Source organism: Streptomyces sp. NBC_00224 (genome assembly GCF_041435195.1).
Classification (GTDB): Bacteria; Actinomycetota; Actinomycetes; order Streptomycetales; family Streptomycetaceae; genus Streptomyces.
Genome location: NZ_CP108106.1, coordinates 2,948,988 through 2,968,420, shown reverse-complemented (window position 1 = coordinate 2,968,420; position 19,433 = coordinate 2,948,988). Strand labels below are relative to the sequence as shown.

Sequence of the window (19,433 nt, the reverse complement as noted above, 5' to 3'; positions counted from 1 at the left end):
CGAGACGTTCGGACCGATGCCACACCCGCATTCTTGTTGCCGTCGCCGCGTCGTGTCACTCGCCTGTGGATAACTGGAGGGGATATGTCGGGGGTTGCCGTGTTTTTGTCCCTGAAGAGACCCTGAAGAGATTCCGAAGCGACGCGGAATCGAGTCCGAACACGCCCCGACCACGCCCCGAACACGCTCCGGAGGAACCGAGAAGCCGCGGGTGGCTCAGGCCGCCGGGTCTATTTCGCGCAGCAGGCCGGTGGTGACGTCGAAGACGAATCCGCGCACGTCGTCGAGGTGCGGCAGGAACGGTGAGGTGCGGACGCGCTGCATGGACTGGCGTACGTCCTGGTCGACGTCGCGGAAGGACTCCACCGCCCAGGCGGGGCGCTGGCCGACCTCGTCCTCCAGCTCGTGGCGGAAGTCCTCGGTGAGGGATTCGAGGCCGCAGCCGGTGTGGTGGACGAGCATGACGCTGCGGGTGCCGAGCGCCCGCTGGCTTATGGTCAGCGACCGTATGACGTCGTCGGTGACCACACCGCCGGCATTGCGGATGGTGTGGCAGTCGCCGAGTTCCAGGCCGAGGGCCGCGTGCAGGTCGAGACGGGCGTCCATACAGGCCACGACGGCGACGCGCAGGACCGGCCGGGCGTCCATGCCCGGGTCGCTGAACGCGTCCGCGTACCGGCGGTTCGCCTCGACGAGCCGGTCTGTGACGGTTCCCCCGTCACGGACCGCGAGGTGAGGGCGGACGGGGGGCTCTGCGGGGAGGTGCGCAGGAGTCGACATGTCTATGACGGTAGTCGCCGTAGATCGTTCAGTCTCGTCCTGGGGACGGAAAAATCCCGTCAACTCGGTCGGTTGTGAGGTAACCCACAAGCGTGGTAATCGGTCGCCCGTGCGGGTGAAAAGCGCACCGCGCGACGCGCTGGGCCGTTGATTGACCGAAAGGACCGGTGGACTAAAGTGACGCGAAGTGGGAGGGGCGACACGCTCCGGCCCGCTTGCGGGGACAGATTCCGTATCCGCAGTACAGAGCAGTTGCACAGTTTCCCCCCGCGTGCGCGGCGCGCGTACGGCTCGGCCTCCCCCCGCTCGCCGGTCGGCTGACGCCACTTCCCCGGCGCCGGCAGACCTTCCGAGCGGGTGGGGACCCGGCGGTATGCGCCCGGTGCCCGCCGGACCTGAGAGGGCCAAAGTGACAGGGCGCGAAGCGCTTCCCAGCGAAGGCGACGGCGGGCGAGCGGAGGGACAGCAGCGGCACGTCCCGGTGATGCTCCAGCGGTGCCTGGACCTGCTGGCCCCGGCCCTGACGCAGCCCGGGGCGGTCGTCGTCGACTGCACCCTGGGCCTCGGCGGCCACAGTGAAGCACTGCTCACCCAGTTCCCCGAGGCGCGCCTGATCGCCCTCGACCGGGACAAGGAGGCCCTGCGGCTCTCCGGCGAGCGCCTGGCGCCCTACGGGGAGCGCGCGACCCTGGTCCACGCCGTCTACGACGAGCTCCCCGAGGTCCTGGAGCGGCTCGGCATCCCGCGCGTCCAGGGCATCCTCTTCGACCTCGGCGTCTCCTCGATGCAGCTCGACGAGGCCGACCGAGGCTTCGCCTACGCGCAGGACGCCCCGCTCGACATGCGCATGGACCAGACCACCGGCGTCAGCGCGGCCGAGGTGCTCAACACCTACGCGCCGGGCGAGCTGGTGCGGATCCTTCGGCAGTACGGCGAGGAGAAGCAGGCCAAGCGGATCGTCTCGGCGGTCGTCCGCGAGCGCGAGAAGGAGCCGTTCAGCAACAGCGCGCGGCTCGTCGAGCTGATCCGCGACTCGCTGCCGCAGGCCGCCAAGCGCACCGGCGGCAACCCCGCCAAGCGCACGTTCCAGGCCCTGCGCATCGAGGTCAACGGCGAGCTCTCGGTCCTTGAGCGGGCGATCCCGGCGGCCGTGGCGGCCCTGGACGTCGGCGGCCGGATCGCGGTCCTGTCGTACCACTCGCTGGAGGACCGCCTGGTCAAGCAGGTCTTCGCGGCCGGCGCGGCCAACACCGCCCCGCCGGGGCTGCCGGTCGTGCCCGAGCAGTACCAGCCGCGCCTCAAGCTCCTCACCCGCGGCGCGGAGCTGCCCACGGAGGAGGAGATCGCCGAGAACCGGCGGGCGGCCCCCGCCAGGTTCCGCGGGGCCCAGCGGATCCGGGAGGATGTGCGGTGAGCGGACCGGCCAGGCAGCTGCGGGGGCGGGCGGCCCGGCTCGGCCGGCTGCTGCCCCCGGCGGGCGCGCGCAGCGCCGCCCGCACCCCCTTCGTGCTGCTGGTCGTCGTGCTCCTCGGCGGCGGTCTGATCAGCCTGCTGCTGCTGAACTCCGCGCTGAACGAGGGCTCGTTCAAGCTGAGCGAGCTGCGCCGCGAGACCACCGGGCTCACCGACGAGCAGCAGGCGCTCCAGCACGACGTGGACGGCCTCTCCGCCCCCGACGCGCTCTCCCGCCGGGCCACCGAGCTCGGCATGGTCCCCGGCACCAGCCCCCTCTTCCTCAACCCGGACGGCACGGTCAAGGGCGTGCCCGGCGCGGGCGCCGCCCGGCCGGCCCCGGCGCTCAGCCCCGAGCTGGTCCAGGGCGCGACCGTGACCGCCCCGGCCACCGACGCCCCCGCGGCGTCCCCGGTGCCCGGCACCCAGCCGCACGGGACCCCCGCGCCGGTCCCCGCGCCCGCGCACACCTCCTCCGGCACGTCGCCGAGTGCCGCCGCTCCCGCCGCACCCCAGGCGCCCGCCCCCGCGAAGACCTCCCCGACCCCCGGCAGGTGACGCAGTGAGCCCTCAGGAACCGCCGCGCCGCCGGGTGCCAGCACCCGCGCGGCCGCGCCCCCAGGCCCGCCCGGCGCAGCGCCGCCCCAAGGCGCCCGCACGCATCAGACTCGGCAGCCCCCGGCCCCGGCTGCGCCTGGTCAGCCTGGGGCTCACCCTCATCATGATCGCGTTCGTGGTCCGGCTGCTCCAGGTGCAGGCGGTCGACGCCAGCGCGTACTCCGCCAAGGCGGAGAAGAACCGGTACGCCAGCTATGCGCTGCCCGCCGAGCGCGGCGAGATCACCGACCGCGACGGCATCGCCCTGGCCACCAGCGTCGACGCGTACGACATCACCGCCGACCCGTCGATGTTCACGCCGGCGGCCAGCAAGGCCGACGACGCCCCCGAGCAGGCCGCGGCCCTCCTGTCCCCGCTGATCGGCAAGGACCAGGAGGAGATCGCCAAGAAGCTCAAGACGCCCAAGAGCCGCTATGTGGTCCTGGCCCGCCGCCAGACCCCGCAGGTGTGGAACCAGATCAAGGACCTCAAGAAGGTCTTCGCCGAGAAGGCCCGCGCCGACCTGGCCAAGGGCGGCCCCGGCGCCAATGTGCTGGGCGGCGTCTTCAACGAGTCCAGCAGCAAGCGGGTCTACCCCAACGGCGACCTCGCCGCCGGGATACTGGGCTACGTCAACGCCGAGGGGCGCGGCGGCGGGGGCCTGGAGTCCCAGCTCGACAAGGTTCTGGCCGGTCAGGACGGCAAGATCACCTACGCCCAGTCCGGCGGCCGCCGGGTGCCCACGGCGGGCACCCACGAGACACCGGCCGTGCCCGGCTCGGGCGTCGAGCTGACCATCGACCGGGACATCCAGTGGATGGCCCAGAAGGCCGTCGCCGACCAGGTCCGCAAGTCCCAGGCCGACCGGGGCTATGTGGTGGTCCAGCGCACCGACACCGGCGAGGTCCTGGCCATGGCCAACGCCCCCGGCTTCGACCCGGGCGACCTCTCGCACGCCAACAAGGCGGCGCTGGGCAACGCGGCCCTCCAGGACGTGTACGAGCCGGGCTCCACCGCCAAGGTCATGTCCATGGCCGCCGTCCTGGAGGAGAACGCGGCGACTCCGCTGACCCACGTCACCGTGCCCAACCGGCTGCACCGGGGCGACCGGCTCTTCAAGGACGACATCGACCACCCGACCTGGAACCTGACGCTCAACGGCGTCCTCGCCAAGTCCAGCAACATCGGCACGATCCTCGCCGTGGAGCAGCTCGGCAAGACCGACGCCGAGGCCGACCAGGTCCTCTACTCGTATCTGCGCAAGTTCGGCCTCGGCTCGCCGACCGGCCTCGGCTACCCCGGCGAGACCCCCGGCATCCTGGCGCCGCCGCAGAAGTGGTCGACCTCCCAGCAGTACACGGTCCGCTTCGGCCAGGGCCTCTCGCTCAGCGCCATGCAGGCGGCCTCCGTGTACTCGACGATCGCCAACGGCGGGGTGCGGATCGAACCGACGCTGGTACGGGGCACCAAGGGCCCCGACGGCCGCTTCACCCCGGCCCCCGCGCCCAAGCAGTCCCGGGTGGTCAGCGAGAAGACCGCCAGGACCGTCGCCCAGATGCTGGAGTCGGTCGTCGGGGACGAGGAGGGAACCGGAATCAAGGCCCGCATCCCCGGCTACCGGGTCGCCGGCAAGACCGGAACCGCCAACCGGGTCGACCCCAAGACCGGCCGCTACCACGGCTACACCGCGTCCTTCGCCGGCTTCGCCCCCGCCGACAAGCCGGCGATCACCGTCTACTGCGCCATCCAGAACCCGACCAAGGGCAGCTACTTCGGCGGCCAGATCTGCGGCCCGATCTACAAGCAGGTGATGGAGTTCGCGCTCAAGACCCTGCAGATCCCGCCGACCGGCGCCAAGCAGCCCAATCTGCCCGTCTCCTTCGGCGGCAACGACTGAATCCGGAACCATCAGTGACAACCATCACCCCCGGCCCCGGGAACCAGGACCGCAACCACCACGCCCCGCCCCCCTCTTTTGGCGACCCGGCGGGTACGCCCGGTACGCTCACCGCCGTGCCACACGCTGATCAGTACCGAACCGCCCCGCAGGACGCCCCCGCGCACCAGCCGGGAGCGCCCCGGCCGGACCGGGCCCGCCCGACATCCCTGGGCGAACTGGCCGACCGGCTGGGATCCGGGGACCCGGGGTCGGGAGAGGTCTCCGGCATCACCCACGACTCCCGCGCGGTCCGCCCCGGCGACCTCTACGCGGCCCTGCCCGGCGCCCGCTTCCACGGCGCCGACTTCGCCGCCCAGGCCGCGAGCCTGGGCGCCGCCGCCGTCCTCACCGACCCGGCGGGCGCCGACCGCGCCGCCGCGACCGGCCTGCCGGTCCTGGTCACCGAGGACCCGCGCGGAGCCATGGGCGAGCTGGCCGCCGAGATCTACGGACACCCCGGCCGCGACCTGCTCCAGCTGGGCATCACCGGAACCTCCGGGAAGACCACGACCGCGTACCTCGTCGAGGGCGGGCTGCGCGGGGCCGGGCACCGCACCGGCCTGATCGGCACGGTCGAGATGCGCATCGGCGACGAGCGCATCAAGTCCGAGCGCACCACCCCCGAAGCCACCGACCTGCAGGCCCTGTTCGCGGTGATGCGCGAGCGCGGGGTCGAGTCGGTCGCCATGGAGGTCTCCAGCCACGCGCTGGTGCTCGGCCGGGTCGACGGCTGCGTCTTCGACGTCGCCGTCTTCAACAACCTGAGCCCGGAGCACATGGAGTTCCACTCCGACATGGAGGACTACTTCCGGGCCAAGGCGCGGCTGTTCACGCCGGAGCGCGCGCGGCTCGGGGTGGTGAACCTCGACGACGAGTACGGCCGCAGACTGGCCGTCGAGTCCGGCATCCCGGTCACCACCTTCTCGGCCGAGGGCCACCCGGACGCCGACTGGCGCGCCGAGGACGTGGACGTACGCCAGGACAGCTCGACCTTCACGGCCGTCGGCCCCAAGGGCGAGCGGATCTCCGCCACCGCCCCGCTGCCCGGCCCCTTCAACGTGGCCAACACCCTCGCCGCGATCGTGACGCTGGCCGTCGCGGGCATCGACCCGCAGACCGCCGCCGACGGCGTGGCCGCCGTGCCCGGCGTGCCCGGCCGGCTGGAGCGGGTGGACGCGGGCCAGCCGTTCCTGGCGGTGGTGGACTACGCGCACAAGACGGATGCCGTCGAATCGGTTCTGCGCTCGCTGCGCAAGGTCACCCGGGGCAAGGTGCACATCGTCCTCGGCTGCGGCGGGGACCGCGACCGGACCAAGCGCGCGCCGATGGGCGCCGCGGCCGCCCGGCTCGCCGACACCGCCGTACTGACCTCGGACAACCCGCGCTCCGAGGACCCCCTCGCCATCCTCGCCGCGATGCTCGCGGGCGCCGCCGAGGTGCCCGTCCACGAGCGCGGCAACGTCCTGGTCGACGCCGACCGGGCCGCCGCCATCGCCGCGGCCGTGGCCCGCGCCGAGCCGGGCGACACCGTCCTGGTCGCGGGCAAGGGCCATGAACAGGGCCAGGACACCGCCGGAGTGGTCCGCCCCTTCGACGACCGTCTGGTCCTGCGGGCCGCGATCGAACACCGCCAAGCACAGTCAGGGATGAAGCAGTGATCGCCCTCTCCCTCGCCGAGATCGCCGAAATCGTCGGCGGGCAGTCGTACGACATACCGGATCCGTCCGCCCAGGTCACCGGATCCGTCGTCATCGACTCCCGCCGAGTGGCGCCCGGTTCCCTCTTCGCCGCCTTCGCGGGCGAGCACGTCGACGGCCACGACTACGCGCGCGTGGCGTACGAGGCGGGGGCGGTGGCCGTGCTGGCCGCCCGGCCCGTCGGCGTGCCCGCGATCGTCGTCGACGACGTCCAGGGCGCCCTCGGGGCGCTGGCCCGCGAGGTCGTACGCCGCCTGGGCACCGACGTGGTGGCGCTCACCGGCTCCTCCGGCAAGACCTCCACCAAGGACCTGATCGCGCAGGTGCTCCAGCGGCACGCGCCGACGGTCTACACGCCGGGCTCGCTCAACAACGAGATCGGCCTGCCGCTGACCGCGCTCACCGCCACCTCCGAAACCCGGCACCTGGTCCTGGAGATGGGCGCGCGCGGAATCGGCCACATCCGCTATCTGACCGGTCTGACCCCGCCGCGGATCGGGCTCGTCCTCAACGTCGGCACCGCCCACATCGGCGAGTTCGGCGGCCGCGAGCAGATCGCCGAGGCCAAGGGCGAGTTGGTGGAGGTGCTGCCACAGGACGGCTGCGCCGTGCTGAACGCGGACGATCCGCTCGTACGGGCCATGGCGCCGCGCACCAAGGCGCGCGTCGTGCTCTTCGGCGAGGCCGAGGACGCGGACGTACGTGCCGAGAATGTCCGGCTCACAGAAGCCGGACAGCCCTCCTTCAAGCTTCACACACCCTCCGGGTGCAGCGACGTGACCTTGCGCCTGTACGGTGAGCACCACGTGTCGAACGCGCTCGCCGCGGCCGCCGTCGCCTATGAGCTGGGCATGCCTGTCGACGAGATCGCCCTCGCGCTCTCCGAGGCGGGCACCCTCTCCCGCTGGCGCATGGAGGTCACCGAGCGTCCGGACGGAGTGACAGTCGTCAACGACGCCTACAACGCGAACCCCGAGTCCATGCGAGCCGCCCTGCGCGCGCTCGCGGCCATGGGCAAGGCCTCACGGGCAAAAGGGGGACGTACGTGGGCGGTGCTCGGTCCGATGGCCGAGCTCGGCGACGAATCGCTCGCCGAGCACGACGCGGTCGGACGGCTCGCCGTCCGGCTCAACGTCAGCAAGCTCGTGGCAGTCGGGGACCGGGAAGCGTCCTGGCTGCAACTGGGCGCATATAACGAGGGTTCGTGGGGTGAGGAGTCGGTGCACGTGTCCGACGCACAGGCGGCCGTCGACCTGCTGCGCAGTGAACTGCGCCCGGGAGACGTCGTGCTGGTGAAGGCATCGCGGTCGATCGGCCTGGAACGGGTGGCACTCGCGCTGCTCGACGGTGGCGTCGAGGGCGAGGTCGCCGCCCGATGAGGCAGATCCTCTTCGCGGGAGCCATCGGTCTCTTCCTGACCCTGGTCGGCACCCCGTTGCTCATCAAGCTGCTCGCCCGCAAGGGCTACGGCCAGTTCATCCGCGACGACGGCCCGCGCGGCCACGCCGGCAAGAAGGGCACGCCCACCATGGGCGGCATCGCCTTCATCCTGGCCACGCTCATCGCGTACGCCGCCACGAAGGTGATCACCAGCGAGGACCCGACCTTCTCGGGTCTGCTGGTGCTCTTCCTGACCGCGGGCATGGGTGTGGTCGGCTTCCTTGACGACTACATCAAGATCGTCAAGCAGCGTTCGCTCGGTCTGCGGGCCAAGGCGAAGATGGCCGGACAGCTGATCGTCGGCATCGCCTTCGCGGTCCTGGCGCTCCAGTTCGCGGACAAGCGGGGCAACACCCCGGCCTCCACCAAGCTCTCCTTCATCACGGACTTCGGCTGGTCCATCGGCCCCGTCCTGTTCGTGATCTGGGCGCTGTTCATGATTCTCGCCATGTCCAACGGCGTGAACCTGACGGACGGTCTGGACGGCCTGGCCACCGGCGCGTCGGTGATGGTCTTCGGCGCGTACACCTTCATCGGGCTGTGGCAGTTCCAGGAGTCCTGCGCCAACGCGCAGACCCTGACCAACCCCAACGCCTGCTTCGAGGTGCGCGATCCGCTGGACCTCGCGGTGGTCGCCTCGGCCCTGATGGGCTCCTGCTTCGGCTTCCTGTGGTGGAACACCTCGCCCGCCAAGATCTTCATGGGCGACACCGGTTCGCTCGCGCTCGGCGGCGCGCTCGCCGGTCTCGCGATCTGCTCGCGCACCGAGTTCCTGATCGCGCTGCTCGGCGGCCTCTTCGTGATGATCACCATGTCGGTGGTCATCCAGGTCGGCTCGTTCAAGATGACCGGAAAGCGCGTCTTCCGAATGGCCCCGCTCCAGCACCACTTCGAACTCAAGGGCTGGTCCGAAGTCCTTGTGGTGGTGAGATTCTGGATCATCCAGGGCATGTGCGTCATCGTGGGTCTGGGTCTCTTCTACGCGGGATGGGCAGCCGACAAGTGAGTCAGAGCTGGCAGGGCAGGCGGATCACCGTCGCCGGTCTCGGGGTGAGCGGCATCAGCGCCGCCCGCGCCCTGGCCGGTCTCGGCGCCGTGGTGACGGTCGTGGACGGCGGTGACTCCGGTACGCACCGGGAGCGCGCGGCCGAACTGGCGGAGGAAGGTATCTCCGTCCGCCTCGGGGACGCGGAAACGCTGCCCGAGGGGACCGGTCTGGTCGTCACCTCGCCCGGCTGGAAGCCCGACTCCCCGCTGTTCGCGGCCGCCGCCGAGGCGGGCGTGGACGTGGTCGGGGACGTGGAGATCGCCTGGCAGCTGCGCGGCGAGAACGCGGCGCCGTGGCTGGCGATCACCGGCACCAACGGCAAGACCACCACCACCCAGATGCTGGCGTCGATCCTGCGCGCGGCGGGCCTGCGCACCGCCGCCGTCGGCAACATCGGCACGCCGATCGTCGACGTGGTGCTCGGCGAGGAGACGTACGACGTACTCGCCGTGGAGCTCTCCAGCTACCAGCTGCACTGGGCGCCCTCGCTGCGCGCCCACTCGGCCGCCGTGCTCAACCTGGCCCCGGACCACCTCGACTGGCACGGCTCCATGGAGGCGTACGCGGCCGACAAGGGCCGGATCTACGAGGGCAACACCGTCGCCTGCGTCTACAACGTGGCCGACCCGGCCACCGAGGACCTGGTCCGCGAGGCCGATGTCGAGGAGGGCTGCCGGGCGATCGGCTTCACCCTCGGCACCCCCGGCCCCTCCCAGCTCGGCGTCGTGGACGGCATCCTGGTCGACCGCGCCTTCGTCACCAACCGGCAGAAGAACGCGCAGGAGCTGGCCGAGGTCGCGGACGTCAACCCGCCCGCGCCCCACAACATCGCCAACGCCCTCGCGGCGGCCGCGCTGGCCCGCGCCTTCGGCGTGGAGCCCAAGGCCGTACGGGACGGGCTGCGGGCCTTCCGCCCCGACGCCCACCGCATCGCGCACGTCGCGGACGTGGACGAGGTCGCGTACGTGGACGACTCCAAGGCGACCAACACGCACGCCGCCGAGGCGTCCCTGGCCTCCTACGAGCCGATCGTCTGGATCGCCGGGGGCCTCGCCAAGGGCGCGTCCTTCGACGAGCTCGTCCAGAGGTCGGCCAAGCGGCTGCGCGGGGTCGTCCTGATCGGCGCCGAGCGCCACCTGATCGCCGAAGCGCTGGCGCGACACGCCCCCGAGGTACCGGTGGTCGACGTCGGCCGGACCGACACTGGGGCGATGTCCGCGGCGGTCCGCGAAGCGGCCGGTCTCGCGAAGCCCGGGGACACGGTCCTGCTGGCCCCGGCCTGCGCCTCGATGGACATGTTCACCAACTACAACAAGCGCGGCGAGGCCTTCGCGGAAGCGGTCCGCGAGCTCGCAGCCGAGCGCGCCTGACCGGCCGGGACCCGTCCCGCGGACCGGCGGCGCCGGGCACGACTGGAGGGGACAGCACACATGCCGGCCGAAGCGACCCCGCCCGGGCTCGTCCTGCGCAGCCGTGCCGCCGGGTCCGTACGCCGTCCCGCGGCCGGGCGCGGCGGTTCGAGCGGCACCCCGTCACGACCCCGGGGCGGCGGCCCGCGGCGGCTGTTCGAGCGGGCCAGGCGGGCCTGGGACCGGCCGCTCACCGCGTACTACCTGATCCTCGGCAGCGCGCTGCTGATCACCGTGCTCGGTCTGGTGATGGTCTACTCGGCCTCGATGATCAAGGCCCTGGAACTGTCGCTGCCGGCCTCGTACTTCTTCCGCAAGCAGTTCCTCGCCGCCATGATCGGCGGCGCCCTGATGTTCGCGGCCGCCCGGATGCCCGCCAAGCTGCACCGGGCGCTCTCGTACCCGATGCTGATGGTCACCGTCTTCCTGATGGTCCTGGTGCAGATCCCCGGGATAGGGATGTCGGTCAACGGCAACCAGAACTGGATCTATCTGGGCGGCCCGTTCCAGCTCCAGCCCAGCGAGTTCGGCAAGCTGGCGCTGATCCTGTGGGGCGCCGACCTGCTCGCCCGCAAGCAGGACAAACGGTTGCTCACCCAGTGGAAGCACATGCTGGTGCCGCTGGTCCCGGTGGCGTTCCTGCTGCTCGGGCTGATCATGCTCGGCGGCGACATGGGCACCGCGATCATCCTCTGCGCGATCCTCTTCGGACTGCTCTGGCTCGCCGGGGCCCCCACCCGGCTCTTCGGGGGCGTCCTCGCGGTGGCCGGAACCATCGCGGTGCTCCTCATCAAGACCAGCCCCAACCGGATGGGCCGGCTCGCCTGCATCGGGGCCACCGACCCCGGCCCGCAGGACCAGTGCTGGCAGGCGGTCCATGGAATCTACGCCCTCGCCTCGGGCGGATGGTTCGGTTCCGGGCTGGGCGCGAGTGTGGAAAAATGGGGTCAACTCCCCGAACCGCACACCGACTTCATCTTCGCCATCACCGGTGAGGAACTGGGCCTGGCGGGCACACTGTCGGTGCTCGCCCTGTTCGCGGCTCTAGGCTATGCGGGTATCCGCGTGGCCGGACGCACGGAGGACCCCTTCGTGAGGTACGCCGCGGGAGGTGTGACCACCTGGATCGTGGCCCAGGCCGTGATCAACATCGGTGCGGTGCTCGGCCTGCTGCCGATCGCCGGTGTCCCGCTCCCGCTGTTCTCCTACGGTGGGTCCGCGCTGCTGCCGACCATGTTCGCCGTGGGGCTGCTGATCGCGTTCGCGCGGGACGACCCCGCGGCGCGGGCGGCGCTGGCCATGCGGCAGCCTCGGGTGAGTTGGAAGTCGATGAGACGGCGCGTCAAGAAGCGTCCGTCCGGAGAGCGGTGAATTTCGGTGCATGTCGTACTCGCCGGTGGGGGGACCGCCGGCCACATCGAGCCCGCGCTCGCCCTCGCGGACGCCCTGCGCAGGCAGGACCCGACCGTGGGGATCACGGCCCTCGGCACGGAGAAAGGCCTGGAGACGCGGCTGGTCCCCGAGCGGGGCTATGAACTCGCGCTCATCCCGGCCGTCCCGCTGCCCCGCAGGCCCACCCCCGAACTGATCACGGTCCCGGGCCGGCTGCGCGGCACCATCAAGGCCGCCGAGCAGATCCTGGAGCGCACCAAGGCGGACTGCGTCGTCGGCTTCGGCGGCTATGTGGCGCTGCCCGGCTATCTGGCCGCCAAGCGGCTCGGGGTGCCGATCGTGGTCCACGAGGCCAACGCCCGCCCCGGCCTCGCCAACAAGATCGGCTCGCGGTACGCGGCCGGTGTGGCCGTCGCCACCCCCGACAGCAAGCTGCGGGGCGCCCGCTACATCGGGATCCCGCTGCGGTACTCCATCGCCACCCTCGACCGCGCCCGGGTCCGCCCCGAGGCGCGCGCCGCGTTCGGCCTGGACCCCAACCTGCCGACGCTGCTGGTCTCCGGCGGCTCGCAGGGCGCCCGCCGCCTCAACGAGGTGATCCAGCAGGTCGCTCCGGTGCTCCAGCGCTCCGGCATCCAGATCCTGCACGCGGTCGGCCCGAAGAACGAAGTGCCGCGCGTCGACAACATGCCCGGAATGCCACCGTACATCCCGGTACCGTACGTGGACCGGATGGATCTCGCGTACGCCGCGGCCGACATGATGCTCTGCCGCGCGGGCGCGATGACCGTCGCCGAACTCTCCGCCGTCGGGCTGCCCGCCGCCTACGTACCGCTGCCGATCGGCAACGGCGAACAGCGGCTGAACGCCCAGCCGGTGGTGAAGGCGGGCGGCGGTCTGCTGGTCGACGACGCCGAGCTCACCCCCGGGTGGGTGCAGGACCAGGTCCTGCCCGTGCTCGCCGACCCGCACCGGCTGTACGAGATGTCCCGCGCCGCCTCCGAGTTCGGCCGCCGGGACGCCGACGACCTGCTCGTCGGCATGGTGTACGAGGCGATCGCCGCACGCTGACGGAGCGGCAGAAGGCAGGGGACCGTGGCCGGACAGGCGACCGCTCGACGCGGAGCGGGACAGGCGAAGAAGTCCGGCCCGTCCGGCCCCCGCCGCCCCGGCGCGGGACGGCTGCGGCTGCGCCTGCCCGCCCGGCGCCGGCTGCTGCTGATTCTGGCCACGGCCGTCGTCCTCGGCGCGGCCGTCGTGTGGGTGCTGTACGGCTCCACCTGGCTGCGGGTCGAACAGGTGGAAACCACCGGCACCGAGGTGCTCACCCCCGCCGAGGTCGAGGCGGTGGCGGCCGTTCCGGTCGGCTCCCCGCTGGTCTCGGTCGACACGGGGGCGATCGAGGCCCGGCTGCTGCGCAAACTGCCGCGGCTGGACTCGGTGGAGGTCGGCCGCTCCTGGCCGCACGGCATCACGCTCGACGTGACCGAGCGCAAGCCCGTTCTCCTGATGAAAAAAGGCGCGAACTTCACCGAAGTGGACGCCAAGGGTGTGCGGTTCGCCACGGTCGCCAAGGCGCCCGCGCACGTACCGCTGCTTGACCTGAATCCGGACAACTCGGCTTCGCTGCGCCGCTTTCCGGCCGACGCACTGGTGCGCGAGGCGGTCAAGGTGGCGGGCGAACTCCCGTCCGCAGTAGCCAAGGACACCCACCTCGTCCGGGTCACCTCGTACGACGCGGTCTCCCTGGAGTTGAGCCGCGGGCGTACGGTCCTGTGGGGCAGTGACGAGGAGGGGGAGCTCAAGGCCCGTACGCTGGTCGCCCTCATGAAAGCGGCGCCCAGAGCGCGGTACTTCGATGTGAGCGCCCCCACCGCCCCGGCGGCATCGGGGAGTTGACGCACATATGCGCTGGCCAGCACCCTGGTTGGTCATCGCTACGGGTGATCACATAGGGTGAAAAGAAAAACGGGAGGTTCGGCGTGTTCGTTGAACGTGCGCCACTTGTCGACTTAGTGTCCTGTTCGGAAGAGTCCAAGGAACAGACACATTGGTAACCCTAAACTTCAACGTTAGGGTTCGGGTCGGCGTTCGGACCGTCCCACATCGGCATTCGTCGTCGCCGTGCGACACCCGCACGTGACGACCCGTAACTCGAGGCGAGAGGCCTTCGACGTGGCAGCACCGCAGAACTACCTCGCAGTCATCAAGGTCATCGGTGTCGGCGGCGGTGGTGTCAATGCCATCAACCGAATGATCGAGGTCGGTCTCAAGGGCGTCGAGTTCATCGCGATCAACACCGACGCACAAGCTCTGTTGATGAGCGACGCCGACGTCAAGCTCGACGTCGGCCGTGAACTCACCCGCGGCCTCGGCGCCGGAGCCAACCCGGCAGTCGGGCGCAAGGCGGCAGAGGACCACCGCGAGGAGATCGAGGAGGTCCTCAAGGGGGCCGACATGGTCTTCGTCACCGCGGGCGAGGGCGGCGGCACCGGCACCGGCGGCGCACCCGTCGTCGCCAACATCGCGCGCTCGCTCGGCGCACTCACGATCGGTGTGGTCACCCGGCCGTTCACCTTCGAGGGCCGCCGTCGCGCCAACCAGGCGGAGGACGGCATCGCCGAGCTCCGCGAAGAGGTCGACACCCTCATCGTCATCCCCAACGACCGGCTGCTCTCCATCTCGGACCGCCAGGTCAGCGTGCTCGACGCGTTCAAGTCGGCCGACCAGGTGCTGCTCTCCGGCGTCCAGGGCATCACCGACCTGATCACCACCCCGGGCCTGATCAACCTCGACTTCGCCGACGTCAAGTCGGTCATGTCCGAGGCCGGTTCGGCGCTCATGGGCATCGGCTCGGCGCGCGGCGACGACCGCGCGGTGGCCGCCGCCGAGATGGCGATCTCCTCGCCGCTCCTGGAGGCGTCCATCGACGGCGCCCGCGGTGTGCTGCTCTCCATCTCCGGTGGCTCGGACCTCGGTCTCTTCGAGATCAACGAGGCCGCGCAGCTGGTCAGCGAGGCCGCCCACCCCGAGGCCAACATCATCTTCGGTGCGGTCATCGACGACGCCCTCGGCGACGAGGTACGGGTCACGGTCATCGCGGCCGGGTTCGACGGCGGCCAGCCGCCCGCCCGCCGCGACACCGTGCTGGGCTCCACCGCCGCCAAGCGCGACGAGCCCACACCGGTCCGCGCCGCCGAGCGCCCGCTCGGCGGGCTCGGCACGGTGAGCGCCCGTGAGGAGACCCCGGCCCCGGCCCCGGTCGAGACGGCGCCGGTCGGCGAGTCCGCCCCGCCGCAGGTGCCGACGGCCCGCCCGTACCAGGACAGCCAGGCCGAAGAGCTGGATGTCCCGGACTTCTTGAAGTGATAGGGCAGCACTCCCTCGTGAGCGGCGCGCACTTCGCCTTCACCGACCGGTGGGGCGGAGTGAGCGCCGCTCCGTACGAGGAGCTCAACCTCGGCGGCGCGGTCGGTGACGACCCCGCCGCGGTCCGGACCAACCGCGGCCTCGCCGCGAAGGCACTGGGGCTCGACCCGGACCTCGTGGTCTGGATGAACCAGGTGCACGGGCCGGACGTGGCCGTGGTGGACGGGCCGTGGGGCCCGGGCGCAGAGGTGTCGGCCGTGGACGCGGTGGTGACGGCTCGTCGCGGGCTCGCCCTCGCGGTCCTGACCGCCGACTGCACACCTGTTCTCCTCGCCGACCCGGTCGCCGGGGTGGTGGCCGCCGCGCACGCGGGGCGGCCCGGGATGGTCGCGGGCGTGGTGCCCGCGGCGGTCGCGGCGATGGTCTCGCTCGGCGCCGAGCCGTCCCGGATCACCGCGCGGACCGGCCCCGCCGTCTGCGGCAAGTGCTACGAGGTCCCGGCGGCGATGCGGGACGAGGTCGCCGCGGCCGAGCCGGCCGCCCGGGCGGAGACGAGCTGGGGGACCCCGGCCGTCGACGTCACCGCCGGAGTGCACGCGCAGCTCGGGGCGCTCGGGGTGAAGGACCGGCAGGCGTCCGGGGTGTGCACGCTCGAATCGCACGACCACTTCTCGTACCGCCGCGACCGCACCACCGGGCGGCTCGCCGGATACGTCTGGCTCGACGCCGCGGGAGCCGATGGGGCCGATGCGGCCGAGGGGGAGGGAAGCGGGCATGACGGACCGTAAGGCGGAACTCGCCGCGAACCTGGCACAGGTGGAGGAACGTATCTCCGCCGCCTGTGCGGCCGTCGGGCGCAAGCGGGACGATGTGACGCTCATCGTGGTCACCAAGACCTACCCCGCCAGCGACGTCCGGCTCCTGTACGAGCTGGGGGTGCGTCAGGTCGCCGAGAACCGGGACCAGGACGCGGCGCCCAAGGCGGCCGACTGCGCGGACCTCGCGGATCTGCGCTGGCACTTCGTGGGTCAGCTCCAGACGAACAAGGTCCGTTCCGTGGTGACTTACTCGGATCTGGTGCAGTCCGTCGACCGGCCCAAGCTGGTCGGCGCGCTCTCCGCGGCCGCCGTGAAGGCGGAGCGGGAGGTGGGGTGTCTGATCCAGGTGGCGCTCGACGCCGCCTCGGGGGCACGGGGCGACCGGGGCGGCACCGCCCCCGATGGAATCGAGCAGTTGGCCGGACTTGTGGCGGACGCGCCCGGTCTGCGGCTCGACGGTCTGATGACCGTGGCGCCGCTGGCGGGCGAGTACGCGGACCGGCAACGGGCCGCATTCGAGCGGCTGATGGATTTGTCGACTGACCTGCGCCGCACCCATCCGGCTGCGAACATGGTGTCAGCAGGGATGAGTGCGGACCTCGAAGAGGCTGTTGCGGCCGGAGCGACACATGTACGCGTCGGTACGGCGGTACTCGGAGTCCGACCCCGGCTCGGGTAACGTCGCGAAGCAAGTCGGACCACAGCAGAAAATATGGTCATTCCCACTCTTCGGTGGGCAGACCTAGTGGATCGTGGGCACTTGGTGACACAGCGACATTTGGCGACAAGGGCGATCCACCACAGAGCGGAGGAATCGGAGCATGGCCGGCGCGATGCGCAAGATGGCGGTCTACCTCGGTCTCGTGGAGGACGATGGGTACGACGGCCCGGGGTTCGACCCCGATGACGAGTTCGAACCCGAGCCGGAGCCCGAGCGGGACCGCCGGCGGCACCAGCCTCCGCATCAGGTCGAACGGGACGAACCGGTACGAGCCGTACAGCCTCCGGCCCCCCGTGAACCGGTCGCGCACGCAGCCGTGATGCCCGCGGAATCGGGGCGTCCGGCGCGAATCGCCCCCGTGGCATCCATCACACCTGAACGCCCGAGCCTGGAGAAGAACGCACCGGTGATCATGCCCAAGGTCGTGTCCGAGCGGGAGCCCTACCGCATCACCACGTTGCACCCGCGGACCTACAACGAGGCCCGTACCATCGGGGAACACTTCCGCGAGGGCACGCCGGTGATCATGAACCTCACCGAGATGGATGACACGGATGCGAAGCGACTTGTCGACTTTGCCGCCGGACTTGTGTTTGGTTTGCACGGCAGCATTGAACGGGTGACGCAGAAGGTGTTCCTGTTGTCGCCTGCTAACGTCGATGTCACGGCGGAGGACAAGGCCCGTATCGCAGAGGGCGGTTTCTTCAACCAGAGCTGAGACACGACACCGGGAACGATCCGGCCACGGGGCCGGGGGCATAGAGCAAGGGGAGAGGGAAGCGCGAGATGGGCGTCGCACTGGATGTGGTCTACATCGCGCTGATGTGCTTCCTCATCGTGCTGATCTTCCGGCTCGTCATGGACTACGTCTTGCAGTTCGCACGTTCATGGGAACCCGGCAAGGCGATGGTGGTCGTTCTTGAGGCCACCTACACTGTCACCGATCCACCGCTCAAGCTTCTGCGGCGGTTCATTCCGCCGCTGCGTCTCGGGGGCGTGGCACTCGACCTGTCCTTCTTCGTTCTGATGATCATCGTGTACATCCTGATCTCCATCGTCACCAGCGTGGGGAGATAGATGTGAGCGACACGGTCCTGCCGACTGCCGACGACTACGTAGAGGTGAAGAAGAGATGCCGCTGACCCCTGAGGACGTGCGGAACAAGCAGTTCACGACCGTCCGGCTCCGAGAAGGCTACGACGAGGACGAGGTCGATGCCTTCCTGGACGAGGTCGAAGCCGAACTGACCCGCCTGCTTCGCGAGAACGAGGACCTGCGCGCCAAGCTGGCCGCCGCGACGCGTGCCGCCGCGCAGAACCAGCAGCAGCAGGGTATGCGCAAGCCGGAGCCGCAGGACCAGCGCGGTCCGGGCGCCCCCGTGCCCGCCGCCATATCCGGACCTCCGCAGGTGCAGCAGCAGCAGCCGCAGATGGGCCCGCCCCAGCTGCCGAGCGGCGCTCCGCAGCTGCCCGCCGGCCCCGGTGGCCACGGCCCGCAGGGTCAGCACGGCCAGGGCCAGCACGGCCAGGGCCAGCTCGGTCAGGGTCCGATGGGTCAGGGCCAGCTCGGCCAGGGCCCCATGGGCCAGGGTCCGATGGGCCAGAACCAGCTCGGTCAGGGTCCGATGGGCCAGGGCCCCATGGGTCAGGGTCCGATGGGCCAGAACCAGATGGGTCAGAACCAGCTCGGCCAGGGCCCCATGGGTCAGCCGATGGGCGGCCCCATGGGCGGCCACGGTCCGCAGATGTCTCAGCCCGGTCAGGGCCCCGGTGGCGACAGCGCCGCGCGTGTCCTCTCGCTGGCCCAGCAGACCGCCGACCAGGCGATCGCCGAGGCCCGCTCCGAGGCCAACAAGATCGTCGGCGAGGCCCGGTCGCGCGCCGAGGGCCTGGAGCGGGACGCCCGCGCCAAGGCCGACGCGCTGGAGCGGGACGCGCAGGAGAAGCACCGCGTCGCGATGGGCTCGCTGGAGTCCGCCCGCGCCACCCTTGAGCGCAAGGTCGAGGACCTGCGCGGCTTCGAGCGCGAGTACCGTACGCGGCTGAAGTCCTACCTGGAGTCGCAGCTGCGTCAGCTGGAGACCCAGGCGGACGACTCGCTGGCTCCGCCGCGCACCCCGGCGACCGCCTCGCTGCCGCCGGCTCCGCAGATGAGCGGGTCGATGGCGTCGGCCGGTGCCGGTTCGATGGGCCACACCATGGGCGGCCAGCCGTCCATGGGCGGTGCGCCGTCGTACAGCGGGCAGCAGCAGATGTCGCCCGCGATGACGCAGCCGATGGCGCCGGTGCGGCCGCAGGGGCCGTCGCCGATGCAGCAGGCTCCCTCTCCGATGCGGGGCTTCCTGATCGACGAGGACGACAACTGACGGGCTGCGGTACGCGCGTACGCCGCGCACAGCCGTCGGCAGGCTGAAGGGCCGGGCCCCCGGATTTCCGGGGGCCCGGCCCTTTTTTGCCCCCACCCCGCCCGTTCCCTTAACCCTCCGGGGGTGGGTGGGGGGTGGAGGCTCGTTTCCCGGGGGCTGCGCCCCCGGACCCCGGGCGGGGCCTGCGGCCCCTGCACCCCGCTTCGGGGCTCCGCCCCGGACCCCGCTCCTCAAACGCCGGAGGGGCTGGAGGTGCCTTTAGGGGCGCGGGGAACTGCGCGCTCAGCCCCCACCGGCCCGCAGCCGAAACGCGACCCGGCGCGAACCCCCGGCCGCCCGCCCGAGGGCTTTTGGGAAGGGGCGGGGTGGGGCAGAAACAAAGCGGCCCACCCCCCGGTGTTTCCAG

General features: G+C 71.3%; 17 protein-coding genes. 16 read left to right on the top strand and 1 reads right to left on the bottom strand.

What is annotated here, in order from left to right; genetic code table 11:
- Window positions 1–216: 216 nt before the first annotated feature.
- Window positions 217–780 carry a beta-class carbonic anhydrase gene (locus OG965_RS13230; protein WP_371652242.1) on the bottom strand — a complete coding sequence of 188 codons (564 nt, stop codon included), beginning with the start codon at window positions 778–780 and terminating at the stop codon, window positions 217–219.
- 409 nt (window positions 781–1,189) lie between these two features.
- Between OG965_RS13230 and rsmH the strand changes: the two genes are divergently transcribed.
- From rsmH to OG965_RS13150, 16 genes are all read left to right on the top strand, one after another.
- Window positions 1,190–2,194: a 16S rRNA (cytosine(1402)-N(4))-methyltransferase RsmH gene (gene rsmH / locus OG965_RS13225; protein ID WP_371652241.1), complete on the top strand. Its 1,005-nt coding sequence runs from the start codon at window positions 1,190–1,192 to the stop codon at window positions 2,192–2,194.
- Window positions 2,191–2,790: a septum formation initiator gene (locus OG965_RS13220; RefSeq protein WP_371652240.1), complete on the top strand. Its 600-nt coding sequence runs from the start codon at window positions 2,191–2,193 to the stop codon at window positions 2,788–2,790. Before rsmH ends, OG965_RS13220 begins: the two co-directional genes overlap by 4 nt.
- Window positions 2,791–2,794: 4 nt before the next feature.
- A complete protein-coding gene (locus OG965_RS13215) occupies window positions 2,795–4,726 on the top strand; it encodes a peptidoglycan D,D-transpeptidase FtsI family protein (RefSeq protein ID WP_371652239.1) in 1,932 nt (643 codons plus the stop codon).
- A 14-nt stretch (window positions 4,727–4,740) separates the two neighbouring features.
- Window positions 4,741–6,426, top strand: a complete 1,686-nt coding sequence (locus OG965_RS13210) for a UDP-N-acetylmuramoyl-L-alanyl-D-glutamate--2,6-diaminopimelate ligase (RefSeq protein ID WP_371652238.1) — start codon at window positions 4,741–4,743, stop codon at window positions 6,424–6,426.
- Entirely contained in the window at window positions 6,423–7,844 is a 1,422-nt protein-coding gene (murF, locus tag OG965_RS13205) for a UDP-N-acetylmuramoyl-tripeptide--D-alanyl-D-alanine ligase (RefSeq protein WP_371652237.1), read from the top strand. The genes OG965_RS13210 and murF overlap by 4 nt, the downstream gene beginning before the upstream one ends.
- Window positions 7,841–8,911, top strand: coding sequence for a phospho-N-acetylmuramoyl-pentapeptide-transferase (gene mraY, locus OG965_RS13200; RefSeq protein WP_371652236.1), 1,071 nt, complete (start codon window positions 7,841–7,843; stop codon window positions 8,909–8,911). Before murF ends, mraY begins: the two co-directional genes overlap by 4 nt.
- Window positions 8,893–10,323, top strand: coding sequence for a UDP-N-acetylmuramoyl-L-alanine--D-glutamate ligase (gene murD / locus OG965_RS13195; RefSeq protein WP_371652235.1), 1,431 nt, complete (start codon window positions 8,893–8,895; stop codon window positions 10,321–10,323). The genes mraY and murD overlap by 19 nt, the downstream gene beginning before the upstream one ends.
- Window positions 10,324–10,383: 60 nt before the next feature.
- Window positions 10,384–11,733, top strand: a complete 1,350-nt coding sequence (gene ftsW / locus OG965_RS13190) for a putative lipid II flippase FtsW (protein ID WP_371652234.1) — start codon at window positions 10,384–10,386, stop codon at window positions 11,731–11,733.
- A 6-nt stretch (window positions 11,734–11,739) separates the two neighbouring features.
- Window positions 11,740–12,825 carry an undecaprenyldiphospho-muramoylpentapeptide beta-N-acetylglucosaminyltransferase gene (gene murG / locus OG965_RS13185; RefSeq protein WP_371652233.1) on the top strand — a complete coding sequence of 362 codons (1,086 nt, stop codon included), beginning with the start codon at window positions 11,740–11,742 and terminating at the stop codon, window positions 12,823–12,825.
- A gap of 24 nt (window positions 12,826–12,849) precedes the next feature.
- A complete protein-coding gene (locus tag OG965_RS13180; protein ID WP_371652232.1) occupies window positions 12,850–13,653 on the top strand; it encodes a cell division protein FtsQ/DivIB in 804 nt (267 codons plus the stop codon).
- Window positions 13,654–13,929: 276 nt separating this feature from the next.
- The gene (gene ftsZ / locus OG965_RS13175) at window positions 13,930–15,123 is read left to right on the top strand and encodes a cell division protein FtsZ (protein ID WP_371652231.1); all 1,194 of its coding nucleotides are present in this window, start codon (window positions 13,930–13,932) and stop codon (window positions 15,121–15,123) included.
- Window positions 15,120–15,911 (top strand): peptidoglycan editing factor PgeF, encoded by a 792-nt coding sequence (pgeF, locus tag OG965_RS13170; protein ID WP_371652230.1) that lies wholly within the window; start codon window positions 15,120–15,122, stop codon window positions 15,909–15,911. The genes ftsZ and pgeF overlap by 4 nt, the downstream gene beginning before the upstream one ends.
- Window positions 15,898–16,620, top strand: a complete 723-nt coding sequence (locus tag OG965_RS13165) for a YggS family pyridoxal phosphate-dependent enzyme (protein WP_371652229.1) — start codon at window positions 15,898–15,900, stop codon at window positions 16,618–16,620. The genes pgeF and OG965_RS13165 overlap by 14 nt, the downstream gene beginning before the upstream one ends.
- 142 nt (window positions 16,621–16,762) lie before the next feature.
- On the top strand, window positions 16,763–17,380 hold the full coding sequence (locus OG965_RS13160) for a cell division protein SepF (RefSeq protein WP_101387917.1): 618 nt from the start codon (window positions 16,763–16,765) through the stop codon (window positions 17,378–17,380).
- A gap of 68 nt (window positions 17,381–17,448) precedes the next feature.
- A complete protein-coding gene (locus OG965_RS13155; protein WP_067158122.1) occupies window positions 17,449–17,739 on the top strand; it encodes a YggT family protein in 291 nt (96 codons plus the stop codon).
- Between the two features lie 55 nt (window positions 17,740–17,794).
- The gene (locus OG965_RS13150; RefSeq protein ID WP_371652228.1) at window positions 17,795–19,027 is read left to right on the top strand and encodes a DivIVA domain-containing protein; all 1,233 of its coding nucleotides are present in this window, start codon (window positions 17,795–17,797) and stop codon (window positions 19,025–19,027) included.
- Window positions 19,028–19,433: the final 406 nt, after the last annotated feature.

Bases quoted from the DNA above. Each gene is read 5' to 3' on its own strand.
- ftsW (WP_371652234.1), top strand. From the start codon at position 10,384: ATGCCGGCCGAAGCGACCCCGCCCGGGCTCGTCCTGCGCAGCCGTGCC.
- OG965_RS13165 (WP_371652229.1), top strand. From the start codon at position 15,898: ATGACGGACCGTAAGGCGGAACTCGCCGCGAACCTGGCACAGGTGGAG.
- murD (WP_371652235.1), top strand. From the start codon at position 8,893: ATGGGCAGCCGACAAGTGAGTCAGAGCTGGCAGGGCAGGCGGATCACC.
- OG965_RS13150 (WP_371652228.1), top strand. From the start codon at position 17,795: ATGCCGCTGACCCCTGAGGACGTGCGGAACAAGCAGTTCACGACCGTC.
- OG965_RS13155 (WP_067158122.1), top strand. From the start codon at position 17,449: ATGGGCGTCGCACTGGATGTGGTCTACATCGCGCTGATGTGCTTCCTC.
- OG965_RS13160 (WP_101387917.1), top strand. From the start codon at position 16,763: ATGGCCGGCGCGATGCGCAAGATGGCGGTCTACCTCGGTCTCGTGGAG.
- mraY (WP_371652236.1), top strand. From the start codon at position 7,841: ATGAGGCAGATCCTCTTCGCGGGAGCCATCGGTCTCTTCCTGACCCTG.
- OG965_RS13230 (WP_371652242.1), bottom strand. From the start codon at position 780: ATGTCGACTCCTGCGCACCTCCCCGCAGAGCCCCCCGTCCGCCCTCAC.